This window comes from Streptomyces sp. NPDC031132 (assembly GCF_055570595.1).
In genome coordinates this window covers 326571-351563 of sequence record NZ_JBVIGX010000003.1, presented here as the reverse complement: position 1 = coordinate 351563, position 24993 = coordinate 326571, and the positions used below count along the sequence as shown (strand labels likewise).

At 71.4% G+C, this 24993-nt stretch carries 22 protein-coding genes; 10 read left to right on the top strand and 12 right to left on the bottom strand.

Translation table 11 applies throughout. The annotated features are described in order from the left end of the window. Nucleotides 1–25 precede the first annotated feature (25 nt). Nucleotides 26–985 carry a polysaccharide deacetylase family protein gene (locus tag ACZ49B_RS07250; protein WP_468301400.1) on the top strand — a complete coding sequence of 320 codons (960 nt, stop codon included), beginning with the start codon at nt 26–28 and terminating at the stop codon, nt 983–985. Further along, nucleotides 982–1857: a polysaccharide deacetylase family protein gene (locus ACZ49B_RS07245; RefSeq protein WP_468301397.1), complete on the top strand. Its 876-nt coding sequence runs from the start codon at nt 982–984 to the stop codon at nt 1855–1857. Before ACZ49B_RS07250 ends, ACZ49B_RS07245 begins: the two co-directional genes overlap by 4 nt. A 214-nt stretch (nt 1858–2071) precedes the next feature. On the opposite strand, the gene ACZ49B_RS07240 is transcribed toward ACZ49B_RS07245, so the two are convergent. From ACZ49B_RS07240 to ACZ49B_RS07225, 4 genes are all read right to left on the bottom strand, one after another. Next, nucleotides 2072–3484 carry an FtsW/RodA/SpoVE family cell cycle protein gene (locus tag ACZ49B_RS07240; RefSeq protein ID WP_468301395.1) on the bottom strand — a complete coding sequence of 471 codons (1413 nt, stop codon included), beginning with the start codon at nt 3482–3484 and terminating at the stop codon, nt 2072–2074. After that, the gene (locus tag ACZ49B_RS07235; protein ID WP_468301392.1) at nt 3472–4719 is read right to left on the bottom strand and encodes an LCP family protein; all 1248 of its coding nucleotides are present in this window, start codon (nt 4717–4719) and stop codon (nt 3472–3474) included. The genes ACZ49B_RS07240 and ACZ49B_RS07235 overlap by 13 nt, the downstream gene beginning before the upstream one ends. Before the next feature lie 93 nt (nt 4720–4812). Then, nucleotides 4813–6342, bottom strand: a complete 1530-nt coding sequence (locus ACZ49B_RS07230; RefSeq protein WP_468301389.1) for a sensor histidine kinase — start codon at nt 6340–6342, stop codon at nt 4813–4815. Nucleotides 6343–6358: 16 nt separating this feature from the next. Continuing rightward, nucleotides 6359–7060, bottom strand: a complete 702-nt coding sequence (locus ACZ49B_RS07225; protein ID WP_468301386.1) for a response regulator transcription factor — start codon at nt 7058–7060, stop codon at nt 6359–6361. Nucleotides 7061–7354: 294 nt separating this feature from the next. Here ACZ49B_RS07225 and groES point away from each other — a divergent pair, with 294 nt between their 5' ends. Together groES and groL are read left to right on the top strand one after the other, a co-directional pair. Continuing rightward, nucleotides 7355–7663 carry a co-chaperone GroES gene (gene groES, locus ACZ49B_RS07220; RefSeq protein ID WP_030154760.1) on the top strand — a complete coding sequence of 103 codons (309 nt, stop codon included), beginning with the start codon at nt 7355–7357 and terminating at the stop codon, nt 7661–7663. Nucleotides 7664–7786: 123 nt separating this feature from the next. Continuing rightward, nucleotides 7787–9415 carry a chaperonin GroEL gene (gene groL / locus ACZ49B_RS07215; RefSeq protein ID WP_468301383.1) on the top strand — a complete coding sequence of 543 codons (1629 nt, stop codon included), beginning with the start codon at nt 7787–7789 and terminating at the stop codon, nt 9413–9415. A gap of 93 nt (nt 9416–9508) precedes the next feature. Here groL and ACZ49B_RS07210 read toward each other — a convergent pair whose 3' ends face one another. The 3 genes from ACZ49B_RS07210 to ACZ49B_RS07200 form a co-directional block, all read right to left on the bottom strand. After that, a complete protein-coding gene (locus ACZ49B_RS07210) occupies nt 9509–10201 on the bottom strand; it encodes an ester cyclase (RefSeq protein ID WP_468301380.1) in 693 nt (230 codons plus the stop codon). Nucleotides 10202–10306: 105 nt separating this feature from the next. Next, on the bottom strand, nt 10307–11080 hold the full coding sequence (locus ACZ49B_RS07205; RefSeq protein ID WP_468301377.1) for an SDR family NAD(P)-dependent oxidoreductase: 774 nt from the start codon (nt 11078–11080) through the stop codon (nt 10307–10309). A gap of 171 nt (nt 11081–11251) precedes the next feature. Continuing rightward, nucleotides 11252–11974, bottom strand: a complete 723-nt coding sequence (locus ACZ49B_RS07200) for an MOSC domain-containing protein (protein ID WP_468301373.1) — start codon at nt 11972–11974, stop codon at nt 11252–11254. 79 nt (nt 11975–12053) lie between these two features. On the opposite strand from ACZ49B_RS07200, the gene ACZ49B_RS07195 reads away from it, so the two are divergent. Further along, the gene (locus ACZ49B_RS07195) at nt 12054–12953 is read left to right on the top strand and encodes a LysR family transcriptional regulator (RefSeq protein WP_468301370.1); all 900 of its coding nucleotides are present in this window, start codon (nt 12054–12056) and stop codon (nt 12951–12953) included. A 105-nt stretch (nt 12954–13058) separates the two neighbouring features. Here ACZ49B_RS07195 and ACZ49B_RS07190 read toward each other — a convergent pair whose 3' ends face one another. Beyond that, on the bottom strand, nt 13059–13385 hold the full coding sequence (locus ACZ49B_RS07190; RefSeq protein WP_053786417.1) for a WhiB family transcriptional regulator: 327 nt from the start codon (nt 13383–13385) through the stop codon (nt 13059–13061). Nucleotides 13386–13764: 379 nt separating this feature from the next. Here ACZ49B_RS07190 and ACZ49B_RS07185 point away from each other — a divergent pair, with 379 nt between their 5' ends. The 4 genes from ACZ49B_RS07185 (at nt 13765) to ACZ49B_RS07170 (ending at nt 18291) form a co-directional block, all read left to right on the top strand. Continuing rightward, a complete protein-coding gene (locus ACZ49B_RS07185) occupies nt 13765–14376 on the top strand; it encodes a response regulator transcription factor (protein WP_003948568.1) in 612 nt (203 codons plus the stop codon). Between the two features lie 369 nt (nt 14377–14745). Next, nucleotides 14746–15375, top strand: a complete 630-nt coding sequence (locus ACZ49B_RS07180) for a sigma-70 family RNA polymerase sigma factor (protein WP_468301366.1) — start codon at nt 14746–14748, stop codon at nt 15373–15375. A gap of 140 nt (nt 15376–15515) precedes the next feature. Next, a complete protein-coding gene (guaB, locus tag ACZ49B_RS07175; protein WP_468301363.1) occupies nt 15516–17021 on the top strand; it encodes an IMP dehydrogenase in 1506 nt (501 codons plus the stop codon). Between the two features lie 145 nt (nt 17022–17166). Then, on the top strand, nt 17167–18291 hold the full coding sequence (locus ACZ49B_RS07170) for a GuaB3 family IMP dehydrogenase-related protein (RefSeq protein ID WP_468301361.1): 1125 nt from the start codon (nt 17167–17169) through the stop codon (nt 18289–18291). Nucleotides 18292–18353: 62 nt separating this feature from the next. On the opposite strand, the gene ACZ49B_RS07165 is transcribed toward ACZ49B_RS07170, so the two are convergent. From ACZ49B_RS07165 to ACZ49B_RS07150, 4 genes are all read right to left on the bottom strand, one after another. Further along, nucleotides 18354–20087, bottom strand: coding sequence for a M16 family metallopeptidase (locus ACZ49B_RS07165; protein ID WP_468301358.1), 1734 nt, complete (start codon nt 20085–20087; stop codon nt 18354–18356). Between the two features lie 10 nt (nt 20088–20097). Next, on the bottom strand, nt 20098–21066 hold the full coding sequence (locus ACZ49B_RS07160) for a hypothetical protein (RefSeq protein WP_468301355.1): 969 nt from the start codon (nt 21064–21066) through the stop codon (nt 20098–20100). Nucleotides 21067–21147: 81 nt separating this feature from the next. Beyond that, the gene (locus tag ACZ49B_RS07155) at nt 21148–21627 is read right to left on the bottom strand and encodes a hypothetical protein (protein WP_468301351.1); all 480 of its coding nucleotides are present in this window, start codon (nt 21625–21627) and stop codon (nt 21148–21150) included. A gap of 137 nt (nt 21628–21764) precedes the next feature. Continuing rightward, the gene (locus ACZ49B_RS07150) at nt 21765–22994 is read right to left on the bottom strand and encodes a nucleotide sugar dehydrogenase (RefSeq protein WP_468301348.1); all 1230 of its coding nucleotides are present in this window, start codon (nt 22992–22994) and stop codon (nt 21765–21767) included. Nucleotides 22995–23256: 262 nt separating this feature from the next. Between ACZ49B_RS07150 and ACZ49B_RS07145 the strand changes: the two genes are divergently transcribed. After that, nucleotides 23257–24963 carry a glycerol-3-phosphate dehydrogenase/oxidase gene (locus ACZ49B_RS07145; protein WP_468301345.1) on the top strand — a complete coding sequence of 569 codons (1707 nt, stop codon included), beginning with the start codon at nt 23257–23259 and terminating at the stop codon, nt 24961–24963. The last annotated feature ends 30 nt before the right edge of the window (nt 24964–24993 follow it).

Below are 24993 nucleotides of genomic sequence, written 5' to 3'. Positions count from 1 at the left end.
GGGTCGGATGCCAGGATGCGCTGCTATGCAGCTAGTCAGACAAAAGGAACATAAGACGCTCCATGGTCACCGGTCCGCGGTCGGTCCGCGCGGCCGAGTCGGGGTGGCACTGGCCGCACTGCTGGTCGCCGCCCTCGGAACCGGCTGCGGCTCCTCCGCGGACTCCGGGACGCCCGCCAAGACCAAGGCCGGCAAAACCGGCAAGGGTGCCGAGGCGGCGGGCGCCGCGGGCGCGGTCGCGGGCTCGGCCGAGCAGCTGAAGGCCGCCCAGCAGGCCCGGGTCGCCGCGGCGAAGAAGTGGAAACTGGCCAAGCCGCCGCTGACCGCGCCGGCCGCCCCGCAGACGAAGCCGGAGATCAGCACCCGCGAGGGCTTCGAGGTCGAAGGCCAGGAAGACCTCCCGCCGGTCTTCACCACCGTCCCCACGGAGGACAAGGTCGTCTTCCTGACGATCGACGACGGCGCGGAGAAGGACCCCGAGTTCCTGAAGATGATGAAGGAGCTGAAGATCCCGTACACGGCGTTCCTCAGCGACTACCTCGTCCGCGACAACTACCCCTACTTCAAGGAGATGCAGGCCGCCGGCGTCACCCTGAACAACCACACGCTCAACCACCGGTACATGCCGGCCCTCTCGTACGAGGAGCAGCACGAGGAGATCTGCGGCCAGCAGAACACGATCCAGAAGCAGTTCGGCAAACGGCCGACGCTGTTCCGGCCGCCGTACGGCAACTACAACGAGGACACGCTGCGCGCGGCGAAGTCCTGCGGCATCAAGGCGGTCCCGCTGTGGAACGCCGAGGCCTTCCCGAACCGCATGGACTGGCGCGAGTGGGACCGGGACCTCCACCCCGGCGACATCATCCTGACTCATTTCCGAGGGCGGGACGACTGGAAGGGGTCGATGCCTGACATGATCCGTCATGTCATGAAGACCGTCACGGACAAGGGGTACGCCGTGGCTCGCCTGGAGGACTACTTGTGAGGTACGCGCGCCGGTTGACGGCCGGAACGCTGGCGGCCGGCGCGCTCGCGCTGTCCCTGACGGGGTGCGGGAACAGCGTGGACCCGATCGAAAGACTGGGCCGCAAAACGACGGAGGCGCAGCAGTCGCCGACGGCGACGCCGTCGCCGTCGCAGTCGGCGGCCACCGCCGTGCCCGGGGACGAGGCGTACAAGAAATGGGGCCTGAAGTCCCCCCTCCAGTTCGCCCCGAAGCCGGCGCAAAAGCCCGCCCTCCCCCCGGCGGCTCCGGGCAAGGCCCAGGTGGTGGACCGAATACCCGTCCCGCCCACGGACAAGGTCGTCTTCCTGACCTTCGACGACGGCGCGGAGAAGGACCCCGAGTTCCTGAAGATGGCGGCCGACCTCAAGCTGCCGATCAGCATGTTCCTGACGGACAACATAGCCTCGTCGGACTACGGGCACTTCGAGAAGCTCCGCGACAACGGCTCCGGCAGCACGATCAACAACCACACCCTGACGCACCCGAACCTCCGGACCCTGCCCTTCGCGGCGCAGAAGAAGGAGATCTGCGGTCAGCAGGAACGCCTGGAGAAGCGTTTCGGCACCAAGCCGACCCGCTTTCGCCCGCCCTACGGCAACTACAACGACGACACCCTCAAGGCCGCCGCCGAATGCGGCATCTCGCAGGTGGTCCTGTGGCGCGTGTCGATGCAGATCAACAACTTCCAGTACGCCGAGGGCTCCGCCCTCACACCGGGCGACATCATCCTGGCCCACTTCCGCGGCCCGTCGGAACTCAAGGGCTCGACGGAGATCCAGATGACGACCCGCATGCTCCAGCGCATCCAGGAACAGGGCTACCGCATCGGCCGCCTGGAGGACTACCTCTGACCGGGCCCGCAGCACACCGGATTCCCGGCCGCGCGCTCGACGCCATGGGCCCTTGAGGGAGGCGGCCACTCCCCGCACCGGAGGTCCCGGCCGGGCTCGGTGGTTCCGGCGGGCTCGCCCGGCTCCGCGAGGGGGCGAAAGCCAGCGGTGCGGGCGACCCCGCCCACCGCGTGATCCCGCACCCGCGTCGCTCCGTACCCCGGTCCCGGGCCGCTCACCCCCGAGCGGCAGCCGCAGCCGTCACCACCGGCGTGATCGTCGTTTCCGCCGGGCCCTGGGCGTCCGCCTCGCGTTGGCGTTCCGCGCTGTCGCTGATGCGGAGGAGCAGGGCGATCATGATCCAGTTGGCCAGGAGGGACGAGCCGCCCTTCGCCAGGAACGGCAGCGCCTTGCCGGTCAGCGGGATCAGGCCCGTCACACCGCCCGCCACCACGAAGACCTGCAGCGCCAGCGCTGCCGACAGGCCCACCGCCAGCAGCTTCCCGAACGGGTCGCGGGCGCCCAGCGCCATCCGCAGCCCCCGCTGGACCAGCAGTGCGTACAGGATCATCACCGCCATGACCCCGGCCAGCCCGAGCTCCTCGCCCACCGTGGTCAGGATGAAGTCGCTGCGCCCTGCGAAGCCGATCAGCTCCGGGTGGCCCTTCCCCAGCCCCGTCCCCGACATGCCGCCGGTCCCGAAGCTGAACAGCGCCTGCGCGGACTGGTCCGAGATGACCCCCGGCGGCCGGTCCTTCCAGTAGTACGACAGCGGCTCCAGCCAGGCGGCCACGCGCCCCTTGACGTGCGGTTCCGTCGAGCCCACCACGAAGGCCCCCACCCCCGCCATGAGCAGGCCCGTCACGATCCAGCTGGTGCGCTCGGTGGCGACGTACAGCATCACCACGAACACGCCGAAGAAGATCAGCGACGTACCCAGGTCGCGCTCGAAGACCAGCACCAGCAGCGACACGATCCACACGGTGATGATCGGCCCGAGCTGCCGCATCGGCGGCAGCCGCATGCCCAGGAACTTCCGCCCCGTCAGGGCCAGCGAATCGCGGTGGATGACGAGATAGCCCGCGAAGAAGACCGAGATCATGATCTTCACGAACTCGCCCGGCTGGAGCGAGAACCCGAACAGGATGATCCAGCGCTTCGCCCCGTAGGTGTCCGCGCCGAAGAACGCCGGCGCGATCAGCAGGACCAGCGCGACCACCATCGTGATGTAGATGAACCGCTGGAGCAGCCGGTGGTCGCGCAGCAGCGCCACCACCGCCAGGCACGCGGCCACTCCGATGACCGTCCACAGCAGCTGCCCCGGCGCGTTCGCCTCGCCGCCGTACCGCGCGATGTACGACTGGTCCAGCCGGTGCAGCAGCACCAGCCCCAGCCCCGACAGCAGCATCGCGAGCGGGAAGACCAGCGGATCCGCGTACGCCGCGAACCGGCGCACGCCCAGGTGCCCCACCAGCGCCAGCAGCGTCACGCTGATCGTGAAACCGGTGAGGTTGGCGGGCAGCTCGCCGTTCATCGCCAGGCCGGCGCTCGCATGCCCGAAGACGGTGAGGGCAACAACGAGTACGAGAAGCAGCGCCTCGGTGCGGCGGCGCGCGCCCGCCGTCGTGAGGGGCCTCAGTCCACGCACGGGATGCCGCCACCGTCGATGGTGGGGCTGCCGCTCGCGGCCGGAGCCGGGGCGGCCCCAGCCGGTCCCGGAGGCGCCCCCGGTGCATTGCCCGGCCCGTCACCCGGTGCATCACTCGGGCTCGGAGCGGCCGCAGAGGCGGAAGCCTCCGGTCCGATCTGCTCGGCAATGAGGCGCTTTATCTTCATATCGTCTACGACGTTTATGTCCTCGCCATGGTTCCTTCCGAACCGCTCGACGGGCAGTGTCGTGAACGCCACTTTCCCGCCGGAGAGGTTCTTGGCCTGCTTCACGAACGACAGCAGGTCCCAGCCCTCGTCCGTCACCACGTCCTGTTTCGCGGCGTCGATCAGCTTCATCAGCTTGACCGGATCGGTGAAGGTCCCGGCCGAGTTCAGCTTGTGCGTGGCGCCCGCCAGGAAGGCCTGCTGCCGCTTCGTCCGGTCCAGATCGCCCATGTCCAGGCCGTGCCGCTGACGCACGAAGGCCAGGGACTGCTGACCGTTCAGGCTCTGGCGCCCCGCCGGGAAGTCGGCGCCCGAGTACTTGTCCTGCACCGGCTTCTTCAGGCACACCGGTACGCCGCCCAGCGCGTCCGCGAGGTGGTAGAAACCGGCCAGGTTCAGTTCGGCGAAGTGGTCGATCGGGACGCCCAGGAAGTTCCGTACCGTCTCGATCTGCGCCTTGCGCCCGGCCTCCCGCCCCTCGCGCTCCAGTCGGCGCCGGTCCTTGACCCCTCGGTCCGAGAGCTGCTGCTCCTCTTTCGCCTTCGCCAGCCCGTACGCCTTCTTGATCTTGTCTTTGCCCTGGCCGGGTATGTCGACGAAGTCGTCGCGCGGGACCGAGAAGGCCGTCGCCCGGCTGCCGTCGCCGGGGACGTGGAGCAGGATCAGGGTGTTCGCGTTGTAGCCGCCGATGTCGGAGCTGCCGGCGTGCAGTTGGTCGAGGACCTCCTCCGGCAGCTTTTCGCCGTTCTGGTCGCGGCGGCTGTCGAGGCCCATCAGCAGGATGTTGGCGTCCCCGTACTTCGACTTCTCGGCGCCCTCGAGCGCCTTGGAGCTGCCGATGCTCCCGGCGAGGTCCCGGTACGCGTACCAGGCGCCGGCGGCGGCCGTCACGGCCAGCGCGCAGGCGGTGACGAGCAGGGTGCGGGCGATGCGGCGGGGGCGGCGTCGTGCCGGTTGCCGACGGGGCCGGCGGGCGGGGTGGCTGGTCTTCCTCCGGTGCGCGCTCATGGCAGTCGATGGTGGGGGAGGGGCGCTGAAGGATTCCTGAGAGTCCTGAAGGGACGTTCAGGAAGGGGTCACTGCGCGGGTCGCCGCCCGGGGTCACTGCGCGGGTCGCCGCCCGGAGCCGCGGCCCGCCGGCCCGCCGGCCGGCAGGCGCAGGACCAGGCGGATGCCGGCGCCGCCCGCGCGCGAGGGCACGGCGTGCGCCTCCCCGCCGTGGGCGCGGGCGATCTCGCGGACGATGGACAGGCCGAGGCCCGTACCGCCGCCGGCGCGGCCGCGGTCCGCGTCGAGCCGTACGAACCGCTCGAAGACCCGGTCCCGGTCCGCCTCCGGGATGCCCGGGCCGTCGTCCTCGACCTCCAGCACCGTCCAGCCGGCGCCGCCCGGGGATGGTGCGGACTCCGCGGACTCGGTGGCCGCCCGTACGACGACCTCGGTACGGGCATGCCGCAGCGCGTTGTCCACGAGGTTGGCCAGCGCCCGCTCGAGGCGCGCCGGATCCCCGGCCGCCGGTACGGGCGCCGGCGCGTCCAGCCGGAGCGGAACCCGCGGGGCCGGGCGCCGGGCCAGGTCCTCCGCGGCCAGCAGCGCCAGGTCCACCGGTTCGGTCCGCGGTGCCGGGACCGGGCCGCCGTCCAGGCGGGCCAGCAGCAACAGGTCGGCCGCGATGCGCTGGAGCCGCTCGGTGTCGGCCAGCGCGGCCGCGACCGACTCCCGGTCGGGGCGCTCCAGGGCCACCTCCAGCCGGGACCGGACCGCGGCCAGCGGGTTGCGCAGCTCGTGCGAGGCATCGGCGGTGAATTGCCGCTGCCGGGCGTCGGACCGCTCCAGCCGGTCGAGCGTGTCGTTGACGGTCCGGGCCAGCTCGGCGATCTCGTCCGCCCCGCCCGGATCCGGAACCCTTCGGTCCAGCTCGCTGGCGGTGACCGCCGCGAGCCCGGTCCGGATCGCGGCGACCGGCCGCAGCGCATGGCCCGTCACCCACCAGGCCAGGGCCGCCGCGAAGCCGATCAGCGGGGGCGCACCGGCCAGCAGGCCCAGCGCGATGGCCCGGGTCGCGTCGTCCACGTCGCCGAGCACGGTGACGGCGTACACCTCGTGCGCGCCCGGTGCATCCACCACGACCACCGCGCGCCGTTCCGCGCCGGGGCGCGCGGGCGGGAGCACCGCCGACCGGGAGTCCTCGCGGGATGCGCCGGACGCGCTCGATGCGCCCGATGCGCCCGATGCACCGGATGCGGGCGGGCGCAGGCCGCCGAGGTCGGGGGTGTCCCCGAGGTCCCCGGTGGAGGCGACGGTCCGCCCCTGCGCGTCCCGTACGAGGACCAGGTCCACCCCGCTCTCCGGCGCGGGCAGCCGGCCGGGCGGCAGGGCGCGGCCGTCGAGCTGGGCGGCGACCTTGCGGGCGGCCAGCTCCGTGCGGTTGGTGGTGTTGTCGAGGAGGTTGGTCCGCAGCAGGGTGTACAGCCACAGCCCGCCGACGCCCAGCACCGCGGCCATCGCGAGGGCGGCGGCCACGGCGGCGCGGCGCCGGAGCGGCCCGGGGCCGGGCTTGCGGACCGGGCCGGGCCGGCCGCCCCCGCCCGGACCCTCTCCTCGGCGTTGCGAACGGACCGATCCGGCCATTTCCGGAGGTCCGGTCCTAGCCACCGTCCGGGGCCATCCGGTAGCCGGTGCCGTGGACGGTGCGGATCGAGCGGCGGCCGAAGGGGGCGTCGATCTTCTTGCGCAGCGAGGAGACGTACACCTCGACGATGTTCGGGTCGATGGTGTGCGGGGTGTCCCAGACCTGGTCCAGGATGTCCTGCTTGGCGACGGCCAGGCCGGGCTGCTCCATCAGGCAGGCGAGCACGCCGAGCTCGCGGGCGGTGAGCTCGATGTCCTGCGTGCCGCGGCGGCAGCGGCGGCCGGCGGGGTCGAGGACGAGGTCGCCGGCCTGGAGCGTGCCGGAGCCTGCGGCGGGCGTGGCGGCGGCGGTCGTCGCGGTCGCCCGGCGGGCGAGGGCGCGGAGGCGGGCGGCCAGGACCACGAACGAGAACGGCTTGGTGAGGTAGTCGTCGGCGCCGGAGTCGAGGCCTTCGGCCTCGTCGTACTCGCCGTCCTTGGCGGTCAGCATGAGCACGGGCGTGGGGTCGCCGTCGGCCCGCATGCGGGAGCAGATCTCGTAGCCGCTGAGGCCGGGCAGCATCAGGTCGAGCAGGACGGCGTCGTACGAGCCGGTGCGGGCGAGGTCCAGGCCGCGGTGGCCGTCGTGGGCGGTGTCGACCCAGTGGCCGTCGGCGGAGAGGCCGCGCCGCAAGGACTCGGCGAGGCCTTCTTCGTCTTCGACCACGAGGATGCGCACGCCCCCAAGCGTCACATACCGCCCATCCTGCCGGACCCGGCCCCTGGACCCCCCGGCCCCCGGACCCCGGCCCCGGACCCCGCGCCTCAAACGCCGGCGGGGCTGAAATCTGCGGAGCGTGTTGGCACTCCGCTTGACCGAGTGCTAATCGCCGGAATAGTCTCGCACCTGGCACTCGCCACCGGTGAGTGCCAACACAGCGACGGGCAGGTCCGGCACCCGCGACGACGGATCCACCTGGTCGCCACCTCAGACAGTTAGCCCCGTGAGATCTCCGAAGGGGGAGGTCGGATCGTGACGACCACCAGCTCCAAGGTTGCCATCAAGCCGCTCGAGGACCGCATCGTGGTCCAGCCGCTCGACGCCGAGCAGACCACGGCTTCCGGCCTGGTCATCCCGGACACCGCGAAGGAGAAGCCCCAGGAGGGCGTCGTCCTCGCCGTGGGCCCGGGTCGCTTCGAGGACGGCCAGCGTCTCCCGCTGGACGTCAGCGTCGGCGACATCGTGCTGTACAGCAAGTACGGCGGCACCGAAGTGAAGTACAGCGGCGAGGAGTACCTCGTCCTCTCGGCTCGCGACGTGCTCGCGATCATCGAGAAGTAAGACGCACCGGTATTTCGCGTCACCTGTATTGCTGAGCTGCGCCCCTGGTCACCCCGCTGATTGCCGGGCGGCAAGGGGCGCAGTTCGTTAAACCCGAGTTTTCGAGAGGGCTGAACCGCTCCCATGGCGAAGATCCTGAAGTTCGACGAGGACGCCCGTCGCGCCCTCGAGCGCGGCGTCAACAAGCTTGCCGACACGGTCAAGGTGACGATCGGCCCCAAGGGCCGCAACGTCGTCATCGACAAGAAGTTCGGCGCCCCCACCATCACCAACGACGGTGTCACCATCGCCCGCGAGGTCGAGCTGGACGACCCGTACGAGAACCTGGGCGCGCAGCTCGTGAAGGAGGTGGCGACCAAGACCAACGACATCGCGGGTGACGGCACCACCACCGCCACCGTGCTGGCCCAGGCGCTGGTCCGCGAGGGTCTGCGCAACGTCGCCGCCGGCGCCTCCCCGGCCGCCCTGAAGAAGGGCATCGACGCCGCGGTCAAGGCCGTGTCCGAGGAGCTCCTCGCGACCGCCCGCCCGATCGAGGACAAGTCCGACATCGCCGCCGTGGCCGCGCTCTCCGCGCAGGACCAGCAGGTCGGCGAGCTCATCGCCGAGGCGATGGACAAGGTCGGCAAGGACGGTGTCATCACCGTCGAGGAGTCCAACGCCTTCGGCCTGGAGCTGGAGTTCACCGAGGGCATGGCCTTCGACAAGGGCTACCTCTCCCCGTACATGGTCACCGACCAGGAGCGTATGGAGGCCGTCCTCGACGACCCGTACATCCTGATCAACCAGGGCAAGATCTCCTCCATCCAGGACCTCCTGCCCCTGCTCGAGAAGGTCATCCAGGCCGGCGGCTCCCGCCCGCTGCTGATCATCGCCGAGGACGTCGAGGGCGAGGCGCTCTCCACCCTCGTCGTCAACAAGATCCGCGGCACCTTCAACGCGGTCGCCGTCAAGGCCCCCGGCTTCGGTGACCGCCGCAAGGCGATGCTCCAGGACATGGCCACCCTCACCGGTGCCACCGTCATCGCCGAGGAGGTCGGCCTCAAGCTCGACCAGGCCGGTCTGGACGTCCTCGGTTCCGCGCGCCGCGTGACCATCTCCAAGGACGACACCACGATCGTCGACGGTGCCGGCAGCTCCGACGAGGTCCTCGGCCGCGTCAACCAGATCAAGGCCGAGATCGAGTCCACGGACTCGGACTGGGACCGCGAGAAGCTGCAGGAGCGCCTGGCGAAGCTCGCCGGCGGCGTCTGCGTCATCAAGGTCGGCGCCGCCACCGAGGTGGAGCTCAAGGAGAAGAAGCACCGCCTCGAGGACGCCATCTCGGCGACCCGCGCCGCGGTCGAGGAGGGCATCGTCTCCGGCGGTGGCTCCGCGCTCGTCCACGCCGTGAAGGTGCTGGAGGACAACCTGGGTCTGTCCGGCGACGAGGGCACGGGTGTCGCGGTCGTCCGCCGCGCCGCCGTCGAGCCGCTGCGCTGGATCGCCGAGAACGCCGGCCTCGAGGGCTACGTCATCACCTCGAAGGTGGCGGAGCTGGAGAAGGGCAACGGCTTCAACGCCGCCACCGGCGAGTACGGCGACCTGGTCAAGGCCGGCGTCATCGACCCGGTCAAGGTCACCCGCTCCGCGCTGGAGAACGCCGCTTCCATCGCCTCCCTGCTGCTCACGACCGAGACCCTGGTCGTCGAGAAGCCGGCCGACGAAGAGGCCGACGCCGGTCACGGCCACGGTCACGGCCACAGCCACTGACCTGCCGAGTAGCTGAACGGGCCCCGGTCGCCACCGTCAACGCGGTGGTGACCGGGGCCTTTTCCGTGCTCAGGGCCTTTTCCGTGACCGGGACTACTGCATCGCGCCGAGTTCCTTCATCAGGCGCATGGCGTCGTAGTGCCACCAGCCTTCCTTGATCATGCCGTTCTCGCACCGGAAGACCGTCGTGCCGGTCATCGTGCAGGTCTTGCCGGTCGGGGCGATCCCCATGAACTCGCCCTTGTGCTTGCCGGTCCAGGTCCACATGGTGGTGACGTAGTCCTCCTGCGCCATCTGGGCGTCCCGCGTGAAGGTGAAGTCGAAGGCGCTGCGCCACATCTGCACGTCCTCGCGCATGCCGTCGGGGCCCCTCTTGTCCATGGGGTTGCCGATGTCGTGATCGCGGTAGTCCGCCGCGAAGATCTCGTCGGCGGCGGACATGTCGCCCTTCATCGCGAGGTCGTCGAACATGCGGTTCGCGAGCAGGGTGTTGAGGTGTTCGTCGCGGATGACGTCCAGGTTGGTGAACCGGGGCATCCCGTCGCAGAGGGCCACCATCTCCTGGAACATCTTGTCCGTCTCCGGGAGATGAGAGTTCTTCATGGCATCTTCGTACGACGGGAATTCGACGACGTCGACGAAGTGCGTGTCGGATTCCCGGTCCCGGCCCACCACGGTGTGGGACACGGTGCGCTTGCCCTGCGTCTTCGCCAGGTACCGGTCGAAGACCTCGTTGACCGCCTCGGGCATGCTGGTCTCGTAATCGACTATTTGTACGAATGTCATGGCGTCTCCCGGGCTGGATTGGATACGTCCATTTTAGGGAGATTTCACCCGATTGGCCGGTTTTCGGGACCGGCCTACCCGTTGGTCACTTGGCGCTCACCCGGACTACTGGGGGCCGTACTTGCGGCCCGTACGCGAGGACACCCCGCCCAGCAGCCCGCGCGGCGTCAGCTTCACCACGCCCATCAGCGCCTTGTACCGCGGATCCGGGATCGAGACCGTCTTGCCGCGCGCCAGGTCGTCCAGGGCCGAGGCCACCAGCTTGTCCGCGTCCAGCCACATCCAGTTGGGGATGTTGTCCGTGCCCATGCCGGCGCGCTCGTGGAACTCCGTCCGTACGAAGCCGGGGCACAGCGCCATCAGCCGTACGCCGGATCCCGCCAGGTCCTTCGCCGCGCCCTGCGTGAACTGCACGACCCAGGCCTTGCTCGCCCCGTACGTGCCGCGCGGCACGAAGGCCGCCACCGAAGCCACGTTGACGACGCCGCCGCGGCCGCGCGAGCGCATCGATGCGGTGGCCGCCGAGGTCAGCCGCAGGACGGCCTCGATGTGCACCTTCAGCATCGTCAGCTCGTCGGCCATGGAGACCTCGAGGTAGCGGCCCTTGTTGCCGAAGCCCGCGTTGTTGACCAGCAGGTCCACCGGGTGCGTCCGGTCGCCGAGGCGCTGCTCGACCGCCGCGATGCCCTCGTCGGTGGACAGGTCGGCGGTCAGTACCTCGGCCTCGATGCCGTGCCGGTCGTGCAGCTCGGTGGCCTGCTCGCCGAGCCGCTTCGTGTCGCGGGCCACCAGTACGAGGTTGTGGCCCTGGGCGGCGAGCCGCCGGGCGAATGCGGCGCCGATGCCCGCCGTGGATCCCGTAATCAACGCAGTCGTCATAGGCGCAACCTAGCCGCCCTGGGTGACAGCTCAAGGGGAGCCCGCCGGGCGGTACCCCTTCGTGACGGTTCCCGCCGCCCGCCGTCGCTTCCCGCTGCGGAACCGCTACTTCCGGCTACATTCGCCCTGCTCCCGGGCGCTCCCGGGCCATTTGCCGGGTCGCTCGCCGGGCTACTTCCCGTACTGGTCCGCGTACTTCTCCCCGTACTTCTCCATGTACGCGCGGACCGTCTCGTGCGCCTGCGGCTCCATCGCCTCGCCCGCCGCCAGCGTGCGCGGGAGCAGCGACCGGTCCGTGGTGAAGGCCCGGAACCAGAGTTCCACCGTCACGTCGTGGTCCGGGCGGTGGACGATCTCGATGCCGTCGCCGGGGGAGACCGGACCCTCCTGGACCACGCGCAGGTACGCACCCGGCCGCGCGGCCTGCGCGTACCGCTTGACCCAGGCCCTCTCGCCGAGGGCGCTCTGGAAGGTCCGGCACGGGATGCGGGCCGAGGCCACCTCGAGGACGAGGTCCGCGCCGATCCGCCAGCGCTCCCCGAGCAGCGCACCGGTCAGGTCGATGCCGGAGGTGGTGAGGTTCTCGCCGAAGAGCCCGGCGGGCAGTTCGCGGCCCAGCTCGCCCTCCCACCAGTCCAGGTCTTCGCGCGCGTAGGCGTAGACGGCCTGGTGCTCCCCGCCGTGGTGGCGCAGGTCGCAGACGGCGTCGCCCTCGAGGCCGCTGCCGCCGACGCCCTTGGGCCCCGGGGCGGAGACCCGGACCGGGCCGGGCGCCGGGCGCTTGCCGATGCCGGTGAATCCGCCCGCCGCGTCGGTGTAGTCGACGGCCGTCGCGCGGCCGAGGTTCACGGAGAGGACGCGCGTGGGGGCTACGGGGGCGATGAGGAGGGCCATGGAGCACACGCTAACCCAGGTTCTCAAAGGAGCGCAGGAGTATTCGCGCTCTGCTCAAAGCTGGGCTTATGCTCGGAGGATGATCGAGGCACGTCATCTCCGGGTGCTGCGCGCCGTGGCCGGTACCGGGTCCTTCTCCGCCGCCGCCCGCGAGCTCGGGTGCACCCAGCCCGCCGTCTCCCAGCAGATGAAGGCGCTGGAGCAGTCGGCCGGCACCCCGCTGCTCGTCCGGGCCGGCCGCGAGATGCGGCTGACCCAGGCCGGTACGGCCCTGGTGCGGCACGCCGCCGGGATCCTCGCCGGGCTGACCGCCGCCGAAGAGGAGGTCGCGGCGATCGCCGGGCTGCGCGCGGGCCGGGTCCGGCTGGTGTCCTTCCCCAGCGGGAGCTCCACCCTGGTGCCGACCGCGCTGGCCGCGATGCGCGCCGAGCACCCCGGTACGCGGATCTCGCTGGTCGAGGCGGAGCCGCCGCGGTCGGTGGAGATGCTGCGCGAGGGCGACTGCGACCTGGCGCTGGCCTTCCGGTACGGCGGGGCCGCGGGATCGGCCGCCGAGTGGGAAGACCTCGTGGTGCGGCCGCTGCTGACGGACCGGCTCGTCGGGCTGGTCCCGGACGGGCACCGGCTGGCCGGGGCCGAGCGGGTGGGCATGGCGGACCTCGCCGACGAGCCCTGGATCGCGGGCTGTCCGCGCTGCCGCCGCCATCTCGTGGAGGTGTGCGAGGAGGTGGGCTTCACCCCGCGCATCGACTTCGCGACCGACGACTACCCGGCCGTGGTCGGCCTGGTCGGCGCCGGGCTGGGCGTCGCGGTGCTGCCGGAACTCGCGGTGGAGTCCGTACGGGCCAAGGGCGTGAGCACGGTGGCCGTCGAACCTGCCGTGGAGCGGGAGGTCGTGGCGCTGACCCTGCCCGACCTGGCGCGGGTGCCGGCCGTGGCGGCGACGCTGGCCGAGCTGGAACGGGCCGCCACGCGCTGACCCATGCCCGTACGGCGGTACGGGGATACGGCCGAACGCGTGGCGTTCCGGTTCACGTACAGGTCGAAGAAACGTTCCTTCGTGCGTTTCGGCGAATCTCGCGGATCAGTGCGGGGGGATGGGGCCGATCGTGCTCGACGCGGGGATCAGGCGATGGCGTGCGCGCCCCATCAGCTCTTCGCGCTCGTCTTCGGTGAGCCCGCCCCACACCCCGTAGGGCTCGCGGACGGCCAGTGCGTGCGCGGCGCATTCCGAGCGCACCGGGCATCTCATGCAGACCTCTTTAGCCGAGGCCTCGCGCGCACTCCTCGCCGCGCCCCGCTCGCCTTCCGGGTGGAAGAAGAGGGAGCTGTCGACCCCTCGGCAGGCGGCGAGCAGCTGCCAGTCCCAGAGGTCGGCGTTCGGTCCGGGGAGGCGGGAGAAATCTGCCATGGGTAGTCCTCTTGGTGCCGGTACTGAGACGGATACGGTCCAAGTCTCCACACCTACTGTCGGAGTAGATGTAAATATGACTCATTGGGAATCTAGCCTCAGACACGTGCCAAACGGAAGAAAAGCCGCCAAATAGGGCATAGCTCCAGATGGAGGACACGCGGCGAGTGGCACCCGCGTCGTGATCGCTTCCTCACGTAGAGTGCCGAAGGTGTCCGTCCGACCCGTAACTCTTTCGAGTGACCATCGTTGAGAGTGCGAAGGCGGTTGAACCAAGAAGTTCCCGGACAGGTGTCCGAGGGCATCGACCGCACAGGTGACGATACGTACCAGCCTGGAGGCTCAAGGTGACGCGCATCAGCAGCTGCGGAGGGCGGTCATGACTTCCGTCCTCGTCTGCGACGACTCCCCGCTTGCCCGAGAGGCGCTCCGTCGCGCGGTTGCCACCGTGCCCGGCGTCGAGCGTGTGACGACGGCTGCCAACGGCGAGGAAGTCCTCCGCCGCTGGGGTGCCGACCGCTCCGACCTGATTCTGATGGATGTACGGATGCCGGGGCTCGGCGGTGTGGAGACGGTGCGCCGGCTGCTCTCGGCCGACCCGGGCGCCCGCATCATCATGCTGACGGTCGCCGAGGACCTGGACGGCGTGGCCCTCGCGGTCGCCGCCGGCGCCCGGGGCTATCTGCACAAGGACGCCTCGCGCGCCGAACTGCGGGCCACGGTCACCCAGGCCCTCGCCGACCCGACCTGGCGACTGGCCCCGCGCCGGCTCCGCTCGGCCGAGATGGGCGCCGCGCCCACGCTCACCGCGCGCGAGATCCAGGTCCTGGAGGGCATGAGCCACGGCCGGTCCAACGCGGAGATCGGGCGCGAGCTCTTCCTCTCCGAGGACACGGTCAAGACGCACGCCCGCCGGCTGTTCAAGAAGCTGGGCGCCTCGGACCGGGCGCACGCCGTGGCGCTCGGGTTCCGCTGGGGTCTGGTCCGCTGACCGCGAGCCCGCAGGCCGGACGCTGAGAGCGGTCCCGTCCGCCACCGGCGGGCGGGGCGGCATGCAGCGGACCCGTCCGGACCCGTCCGGTCCCGTGTCCCGTACGGTCCGTCCCGTCTGTTTCCGTCCCGTCGTACCCGGTGCGCACCAGGGGATCGGCGGGGCACAATCCGGGGGACGTGTCGCTTCGCGCGCGATGCCGCATGCTTGAGGTGTGGCGCATTTTCTGGGATGGGGCCTCGGGGAGTACTCGGTCGAGCGGGAGGGGAGGGCGCAGTGATGGGTTCAGGCGCACCCGCTCATAACGCTTCGACGCACAACACGGGCCGTGGCGGCGCGAATGCTCCGGCGCCAAGGCACCATGGATTGATGCGCGACGACGAGGCCGTGGGGTCACCCGCGGCCACAGGCTCCACCGGCGCCGCCAAGGGCGGCAGCGCCGGGGCTGTCAGCGCGCTCGTACGCCGTGCGGTGAACGGTGACGAGCAGGCGACGCACGACCTGCTCGCCTTCGTGCACCCGCTGGCCATCCGCTACTGCCGCACCCGGCTCTCGCGCCTTCCGGGCGACGCCCGCCACTTCGTGGAGGACCTGGCGCAGGAGGTGTGCGTCGCCGTCCTGATGGCGCTCCCGCGGTACCGGGACACCGGGCGCCCCTTCGAGGCCTTCGTCTTCGCCATCGCCGCGCACAAGGTCGCCGACCTGCAGCGGGCCGCCATGCGGCACCCGGGCAGCACGGCCGTGCCCTCCGACGAGATGCCCGAGCGGCCGGACGACTCGCTGGGTCCGGAGGAGCGGGCGCTGCTGAGCAGCGACGCCGCCTGGGCCAAGAAGCTGCTGGCCAACCTTCCGGAGAACCAGCGCGAGCTCCTCGTACTGCGGGTGGCGGTCGGGCTGACGGCCGAGGAGACCGGGCAGATGCTCGGGATGTCCCCGGGTGCGGTGCGGGTGGCCCAGCACCGTGCGCTCAGCCGCCTGCGCGCGCTCGCCGAGCAGTAGGCAGGCGTCGCCGGGTTTTCGCCGGCGATCAATAGGAGGAAGACACGAAACTTGGGCTTGACCCAGCTCGTGGAATGAGACGCGTCGCGATCCCGTTAGCATGGAGACCCGCGCTGAGCAAGACCATTTGGGAAGGTGTCATGACTGTGAACGCCGACGGAGTGCCCGACAAATTCGCCACACTCGGCCTCACGTATGACGACGTCCTGCTGCTGCCGGGCTCGTCCGACATGGCGCCGGACGAGATCGACACCTCCTCCCTCATCTCCCGGAACGTGCGCGTCAACGTTCCGCTGCTGTCCGCCGCCATGGACAAGGTCACCGAGGCCCGCATGGCCATCGCGATGGCCCGCCAGGGCGGCGTCGGCGTACTGCACCGCAACCTGTCGATCGCCGACCAGGCGAACCAGGTGGACCTGGTCAAGCGCTCCGAGTCCGGCATGGTCACCGACCCGATCACGGTGCACCCCGACGCGACGCTGCGCGAGGCCGACGAGCTCTGCGCGAAGTTCCGCATCTCCGGCGTCCCGGTCACCGACCCGGCGGGCAAGCTGCTCGGCATCGTCACCAACCGCGACATGGCCTTCGAGTCGGACCGCAGCCGCCAGGTGCGCGAGGTCATGACCCCGATGCCGCTGGTCACGGGCAAGGTCGGCATCTCCGGCGTGGACGCCATGGAGCTGCTGCGCCGTCACAAGATCGAGAAGCTTCCGCTGGTCGACGACGCGGGCATCCTCAAGGGCCTCATCACGGTCAAGGACTTCGTCAAGGCCGAGAAGTACCCGAACGCCGCCAAGGACAAGGACGGCCGCCTCCTGGTCGGCGCCGCGGTCGGCGTCGCCGGCGACGCGTACGAGCGCGCCCAGGCCCTGATCGAGGCGGGCGCCGACTTCATCGTCGTCGACACCGCCCACGGCCACTCCCGCCTGGTCGGCGACATGGTCGCCAAGATCAAGTCGAACTCCTCCGTCGACGTCATCGGCGGCAACGTCGCCACCCGCGACGGCGCCCAGGCGCTGATCGACGCCGGCTGCGACGGCATCAAGGTCGGCGTCGGCCCCGGCTCCATCTGCACCACCCGCGTCGTCGCCGGCATCGGCGTCCCGCAGGTCACCGCCATCTACGAGGCCTCGCTCGCCGCGAAGGCGGCCGGCGTCCCGGTCATCGGCGACGGCGGCCTGCAGTACTCCGGCGACATCGCGAAGGCGCTCGTCGCGGGCGCCGACACGGTGATGCTCGGCTCGCTCCTCGCGGGCTGCGAGGAGTCCCCGGGCGAGCTGCTCTTCATCAACGGCAAGCAGTTCAAGTCGTACCGCGGCATGGGCTCGCTCGGCGCGATGCAGTCCCGTGGCGACCAGCGCTCCTTCTCGAAGGACCGCTACTTCCAGGAGGGCGTGGGCGGCGACGACAAGCTCATCCCCGAGGGCATCGAGGGCCAGGTCCCGTACCGCGGCCCGCTCTCCGCGGTCGTGCACCAGCTCGTCGGCGGCCTGCGCCAGTCGATGTTCTACGTCGGCGGCCGTACGGTGCCGGAGCTGCAGGACCGCGGCCGCTTCGTCCGGATCACCTCGGCGGGCCTCAAGGAGAGCCACCCGCACGACATCCAGATGACGGTCGAGGCGCCGAACTACAGCCGCAAGGGCTGAACCGACAGCGCATGAGGGGGCGGGTCCATCCGGACCCGCCCCCTTCGCCGTGCCCGAGCGTGCGTCCGTACAGCGGTCACCGGAACGCGGGGCGCCGGGGTTCGGGGATACTGGACGGGCAGACCCAGAGGAAAGGCCACCACACGTGACTGAGATCGAGATCGGGCGCGGCAAGCGCGGCCGCAGGGCGTACGCGTTCGACGACATCGCCATCGTCCCGAGCCGGCGTACGCGGGACCCGAAGGAGGTCTCGATCGCCTGGCAGATCGACGCCTACCGCTTCGAGCTCCCGTTCCTGGCCGCCCCCATGGACTCGGTCGTCTCCCCGCAGACCGCCATCCGCATCGGCGAGCTCGGCGGCCTCGGCGTGCTGAACCTCGAAGGCCTGTGGACCCGGTACGAGGACCCGCAGCCGCTGCTCGACGAGATCACGGAGCTGGACGAGGAGTCCGCCACCCGTCGTCTCCAGGAGATCTACTCCGCCCCGATCCAGGCGGACCTGATCCGGCAGCGCATCAAGGAGGTCCGCGACTCCGGTGTCGTCACCGCCGCCGCGCTCTCCCCGCAGCGCACCGCCGAGTTCTCCAAGGCCGTCGTCGACGCGGGCGTGGACATCTTCGTGATCCGCGGCACCACCGTGTCGGCGGAGCACGTCTCCGGCGCCGCCGAGCCGCTGAACCTGAAGCAGTTCATCTACGAGCTCGACGTCCCGGTCATCGTCGGCGGCTGCGCCACGTACACCGCGGCCCTGCACCTGATGCGCACCGGCGCCGCGGGTGTCCTGGTCGGCTTCGGCGGCGGCGCCGCGCACACCACGCGCAACGTGCTCGGCATCCAGGTCCCGATGGCCACCGCCGTCGCGGACGTGGCCGCGGCCCGCCGCGACTACATGGACGAGTCCGGCGGCCGCTACGTGCACGTCATCGCCGACGGCGGCGTGGGCTGGTCCGGCGACATCCCGAAGGCCGTCGCCTGCGGCGCCGACGCCGTGATGATGGGCTCCCCGCTGGCCCGTGCCACCGACGCGCCCGGCAAGGGCCACCACTGGGGCATGGAGGCCGTCCACGAGGACGTGCCGCGCGGCAAGAAGGTCGACCTGGGCACGGTCGGCACCACCGAGGAGATCCTCACCGGCCCGTCGCACATCTCGGACGGCTCGATGAACCTCTTCGGCGCGCTGCGCCGCTCGATGGCCACCACCGGCTACAGCGAGCTCAAGGAGTTCCAGCGGGTCGAGGTCACGATCGCGGACTCGCAGCACAGCCGCTGACCCGTACGCGCGCCAAGGGCCGGCTCCCCCGAGGGGGAGCCGGCCCTTGGCCGTTCATCCGGTCAGTTCTTGCCCTTGAGCCGGCGGTCCAGGCAGACGCCCCACGGGATCAGGAAGACGCCCGCGAGGAGCAGCCACTTGAGCAGGTCCTGCGCGACGTCCTGGGGTATGTGGTCGTGATCGTCACCCAGGGCGAGGGCCGTCAGGAGCGCCGACCCGCCGACGAGCAGCCCGGGTACGCCGAGCACCCACAGCAGTGCGGTGTACCAGACGGAGCGCCGGGCGGGCGCGGCCGCCGGTGCGGGCCCGGCCGGCTGCGGGATCCGCGACGGGTGGCGGGGCGGCATCGCGACCACCGCCGAGGGCGGGACGGCCGCGTCGATCACCGCCAGTTCGGCGGGGGTGATCCGGTGGTAGAGGGGCGGCTCGACGGTGACGGTGAAGCCGTCGTGGCCGACCAGGTGGCGGGCGCCGTCCGGGTAGACCTGCATCAGGGAGCATGCGTCGTAGCGGACGGTGACCCGCTGGCCCGGCGAGACCCGGCTGACGCCGTCCTCGGCCAGGCGCAGGAAGACGCCCGGGTCCGCCACCGCCGGGTGGCGCCGGCCGCTGACGATCTCCGGGGAGTCGGTGGGCGCGGCTGCCGGCCCGGCCCAGTCCACGCCCCGGCCGGGCACCTGCCACAGGGCGTCGTCCCACACGGCGCGGGCGACCCGGTGCAGGTCGGCGACGGTGACCGCCTCGATCTCGGCCTTCGCCTCGGCGACGGTCAGGTTGCGGTGGCCCAGCAGCAGGTTCACGGCATGCCCGGGGAGCATGGAGCCGGCGAGCTCCGGCGTCTCGAACTGCGCCAGCGCGGATGCCCGTACGGAGTCCAGGTCGGCCTGTTCGATCCGGCCGGCCCGGAGCTTCGCGAAGACGTCGACGAACGCGCCGACCAGGGCGTCCTGCTTCTGCGGGAGTGCGTCGGCGTACGCGGTGACGGTCGCGGAGTCGGCGTCGCGCGGGGAGTAGTCGCCGAGCGCGGTGTAGGAGTAGCCGCCCTTCTGGCGCAGCTCGCGGAACAGCTCCTTGCCCAGGACCTCGGCGAACAGGCCCGCTTCGGTGGAACGGGGGACGACGGCGGTCAGGACGACGCCGCGCTCGTCGCCCTGGAAGTAGGCGGGGGTGGCGGGCAGCGCGGAGGTGGCCGCCGGGGCCGGGTGCCACTCGCCGCTCGGGAGCGTGAGGTCGAGACCCTCGGGGACGGTGTCGCCGGTGATCCACAGGACGGCGTTCCGGGCGGTGAACCGGGTCTGCGCCCACGCGCGGACGTCGTCCGCGGTCAGGCGGTACAGGCCCGTCTCGGCGTAGCCGGTGAGTCCGTACGAGCGGGAGCCGTAGCGCCACAGGGTGGCGGCGTGGGCCGGGCCGCGGCCCTTGCCGGCGGCCTCGGTGCGCAGGATCTCCTTCTCGGTCTCCAGCCGGTCCATCGGGAGGTCGCGCAGCGCCGCGCACACGCCGTTGAGGTACTCGACCACGTCGGCGGGGGTGCCGGTGACGTGGAAGTGGGTGTACGCGGCGGCGGTGGCGCCGTTGTGGTGCAGGTCGCCGAGGCCGTGCCGGTGCAGCGCGAGGTGCTCGACCAGGTGGGTGATGCCGCTGGTGGCGAGGGTCTCGTCGGCGCGGCCGACGCGGAAGAGGAGCCCGGCGGTGAGGAGCCCCGAGCGGGGCGCGAGGACGGTGCGGATGCCGTCCACGGTGGTGGTGGTGATGCCGTCGGCGTCGGTCGTGGGTGCCGTGGTGTCCGTGTCCATCGTGTCCCCCTCAGCCCTTGGCCAGGGCGGTCTTGCGGTGGCGGGTGAACGCGGCCTCGTGGTCGGAGCCGCCGATGTAGCCCCACGGGAACTCGCTCGCGCGGTCGCCGAGGGCGCGGAAGTGCGCAGCCGCCTCGGCGTGCCGGCCGGCCGCGCAGTGCGCGGCGGCGAAGGCGCTGTGCGCGCCGACGAGCTGGTCCGCCTCGGCACGGGCCGCCGGGTGCAGGACCGAGCGGGCGGCGGCGTCGAGGAGGGCCTGCCGGGTGTCCGCGCCGCGCAGATACGTTTCCGCAGCCCGGTCGCCCGCCCGCTCCCGCAGCTCCACGTACTGCTCCATCTGCGCGATCGCCACCAGGGCGCCGTTCGGGCTCCCGGGCGGCGCGGCCTGCGCGCACTCCTCGGCGAAGCGGTGCGCGGACTCCCATGTTCCGCCCCACTTGGGGCAGATCTGCTGGAGCAGCTGCTGCTGGCCGGAGTAGTGGTGCGGGTGGTGCTCGGCGAGCCGGGCGTAGCGGCGCCGGGTCTCGCCCGGGCCGAGTTCGAGGCCGCGCGAGGTGATGACGCGCAGGTACCAGGCGAGCGCGTACCGCGGGTGCTCGGCGCAGACGTCGATGAGCAGCATCTCCGCGCGCCGCAGGTGGGCGTGGAACGCGTCGAACTGCTGCCGCGTCACGTGCTGGGCGCGGTACCCGGAGCGGATGGCCCAGCCGGCCTGGATCAGCCGGTCGGCGAGCAGGGACCGGGCCAGCGGGTCCCGCGGGTCGCGCTCCACGGCCTGCTGCAGGAACCCGTCGCAGTCGGAGATGTCGGCGACGACCCGGCAGGCGAGGGCGCGGTCGTCCTCGTCGGGGTGCGCCTCGAAGACGGCCGACACGGCGGCCCGGTCGTGGCGCAGGACGGCCTCGCGCAGGGCGCCGAGGGCGGGGACGCGGTCGGCGGGTTCGAAGACGGGCCGGCCGGGCGGGGGGTGAGCAGACACGCGCGGATCATATGGCCGCGGCACCGGTCGCCAACAGGGATTTCTGCCGAACGTGCCTGCTCAGGGAGTCCCTTGGAGCGATCAGTCGCTGATCTTCTTGGCCGTGCCGAAGGCGACGAAGCCGCCGATGACGAGGAAGACGTAGTCCATCGCCTCCGCGCCCTCCTGCCAGATGTCGTTGAGGCCGCCGACGCCCGCGTGGCTCAGGACGTCGCCGAGGCCGACGTTGCCGTAGTCGGCCAGCGCCAGCGCGATGTAGAACAGCTGGCCGAGGTAGACGGCGCCGAGCGAGAGGATCGCGCCGACCACGGGGAGCACGGGGTTCTTGCCGCCGAGCTTTCCGGCGGCGAAGCCGACCAGGATGCCCACGCCGACCGCCGCGTAGCCGACCTGGCGGTCGATCGCGTTCATGATCCCGCCGTACGCAGCGGCCGCGGCCAGGGCGGCGACCACGGCCGCGACGATGCCGAGGCCGATGTTGCCGGTCCGGGCGGGCTCGGCCGGGTACGGGACGGCCGGGGTCACGGAGTCGGGCGCGGGCGGCTGGATGTGCTGGCTCATGGAGAAATCCCCCCCAGGGATTCGGGCATACGCGTGGGCGTGCGCAGGAAACGCAGGGCACCGAGGACGTATGTGCGAGATAAGTCGCCGCAGGCTAGCAGTCGGCTGCGACATCCGGAGAAGGGATTTGGGCGTGGTCAGAGCCGGTGCGCCGCGCCCGCCGGGCTGGCGCCGCGGGTGTCCAGCAGCAACTGTGCCTTCACCGCCAGACCTTGGAGGTCGTACGTGCGGTGGTGCTGGAGCAGGATCGTCAGATCGGCGTTCGCGGCGGCCTCGTACAACGATTCGGCACGGGGGACGGGCTGGTCCCTGACGCGCCATCCGGCGATGTACGGGTCGTGGTAGCTGATCAGCGCGCCGAGGTCGAGGAGGCGGCTGGCGATCTCGCAGGCCGGAGAGCCCTCCTGGTCGCCCAGATCCGGCTTGTACGTGACGCCGAGCAGCAGGACCCGGGCCCCGCGGGCCGATTTCCCGTGCTCGTTCAGCAGGGTGGCGGAGCGCTGGATGACGTACTGGGGCATCCGGCTGTTGATCTCCTGCGCCAGCCCGACCATGCGCAGGGGGTGGCCCGGGGTGCGGGTGGTGTGGGGGAGGTAGTTGGGGTCGAGGGGGACGCTGTGGCCGCCGACTCCCGGGCCGGGCCGGAAGGCCTGGAATCCGTACGGCTTGGTCTCGGCGCAGCGGATGACGTCCCACAGGTCGACGCCGAGGTCGTGGCAGAGCACCGCCATCTCGTTCATGAGCGCGATGTTGACGTGCCGGTAGTTGGTCTCCAGGAGCTGTACGGTCTCGGCCTCGCGCAGGCCGCGCGCGCGGACCACCTTCTCGGTGAGGCGGGCGTAGAAGGCGTGCGCGGACTCGGTGCAGGCGGGGGTGAGCCCGCCGATCACCTTGGGGGTGTTGGCGACGCCGTGGGTCCGGTTGCCCGGGTCGAAGCGGCTGGGGGAGTACGCCAGGTGGAAGTCCCGGCCGGCGCGCAGCCCGGAGCCGGCCTCGAGGATCGGGCGCAGGTAGTCCTCGGTGACGCCGGGGTGGGCGGCTGATTCGAGGATGACGGTGGTGTGCGGGCGCAGCCGGGCGGCGAGCGTGCGGCCCGCCTCGCCGACGGCGGAGAGGTCGAGCGCGCGGTCGGCGCCGAGCTGGGTGGGGGCGCAGATGACGGCGGTGCGGACCCGGCCGAGTTCGGCGGGGTTGGTGGTGACCCGGAAGCCGGCGGCCGACATGCGACGGACCTCGGCGGCGGTGAGGGTGGAGTCCGTGACCGGACCGCTGTCGTAGCCGACCGTCTCGATTCCGGCGGCGACGGCCGCCTGGGCCAGCGGGAGGCCGAGGTGGCCGAGTCCGATGACGGCGAGATCTGCGGGCATGGGGTGCCGTCCCTTCCCTGGCATGCATGAGGGGGCTGGGTGCGCAAGTCCTGTGGACCGTGCGGGTCCAGGTGTGGAGCTGGCGCGATGTCAGACTAGGCGTATATATGACCGATGTGTCGTATTACGGGGTGATGGTCGCCGTTGTGTTGTCCACAGGCGGTGGCTGAGTCGGGTGCGGCGGGTCAGAATCGAGGGCGGGGGATGTGAGTGGGATCACCCGCACCGAGCGGGTAACACCCGCACCGAACGGGAGGCAGCCGTGAGGACAGCGACACTGGGGCCGGTCCAGCGCGAAGAGGCGCTCGCCCGGATGGCCGAGCGGGAACTGGACGTGCTGGTGGTGGGCGCGGGCGTGGTGGGCGCCGGCACCGCCCTCGACGCCGCGACCAGAGGCCTCTCGACGGGGCTGGTGGAGGCCCGGGACTGGGCGTCCGGCACCTCCAGCCGGTCGAGCAAACTGATCCACGGCGGCCTGCGGTACCTGGAGATGCTGGACTTCGCGCTCGTGCGGGAGGCCCTGAAGGAGCGCGGCCTGCTGCTGGAGCGGCTGGCCCCGCACCTGGTGAAGCCCGTGCCGTTCCTGTACCCGTTGCAGCACAAGGGCTGGGAGCGGTTCTACGCCGGATCGGGCGTCGCGCTGTACGACGCGATGTCGGTGTCCAGCGGGCACGGGCGGGGGCTGCCGGTGCACCGGCACCTGTCGCGCAAGCGCGCGCTGCGGGTCGCTCCGGCGCTGCGCAAGGACGCGCTGGTGGGGGCCCTGCAGTACTACGACGCCCAGATGGACGATGCGCGGTACGTGGCCACGCTGGTGCGCACGGCGGCGGCGTACGGGGCGCAGTGCGCCAACCGGGCGAGGGTGGTCGGCTTCCTGCGCGAGGGGGAGCGGGTCGTCGGGGCGCGGGTGCAGGACGTGGAGGGCGGCGGCGAGTACGAGATCCGCGCGCGGCAGATCGTGAACGCGACGGGGGTGTGGACGGACGACACGCAGGCCCTGATCGGGGAGCGGGGGCAGTTCCACGTCCGGGCGTCGAAGGGGATCCACCTGGTCGTCCCGAAGGACCGGATCCACTCCTCGACGGGCCTGATCCTGAGGACGGAGAAGTCCGTGCTCTTCGTCATCCCGTGGGGGCGGAGCTGGATCGTGGGGACCACGGACACGGACTGGGACCTGGACAAGGCGCATCCGGCGGCGTCCAGCGCGGACATCGACTACCTGCTGGAGCGGGTGAACTCGGTGCTGGCGGTGCCGCTGACGCGGGACGACGTGCAGGGGGTGTACGCGGGCCTGCGGCCGCTGCTGGCCGGGGAGTCGGACGCGACGAGCAAGCTCTCGCGCGAGCACACGGTGGCGCATCCCGCGCCGGGGCTGGTGGTGGTCGCGGGCGGCAAGTACACGACGTACCGGGTCATGGCGAAGGACGCGGTGGACGAGGCGGTGCACGGGCTGGACCAGCGGGTCGCGGAGTGCGTGACGGAGGACGTGCCGCTGGTGGGAGCGGAGGGGTACCGGGCGCTGTGGAACGGGCGGGCCGGGACGGCGGCCCGGACGGGCCTTCATGTGGTGCGGGTGGAACACCTGTTGAACCGGTACGGCTCGATGACGGACGAACTGCTGGACCTGATCGCGGCGGACCCCGGGCTGGCGAAGCCGCTGGGCGGGGCGGACGACTACCTGCGGGCGGAAGTGGTCTACGCGGCCTCGCACGAGGGGGCGCGGCACCTGGACGACGTGCTGACGCGGCGGACGCGGATCTCGATCGAGACGTTCGACCGGGGGACGCGGTCGGCGAGGGAGTGTGCGGAGCTGATGGCTCCGGTCCTGGGGTGGGACAAGCAGCAGATCGAGAAGGAAGTGGAACACTACGAGAAGCGGGTACAGGCGGAACGGGAATCGCAGCGTCAGCCGGACGACCAGACGGCGGATGCGGCGCGGTTGGGGGCTCCGGACATCGTTCCGTTGTAACTCCGGGATGCAGAGGGGGGAACCGCGGAC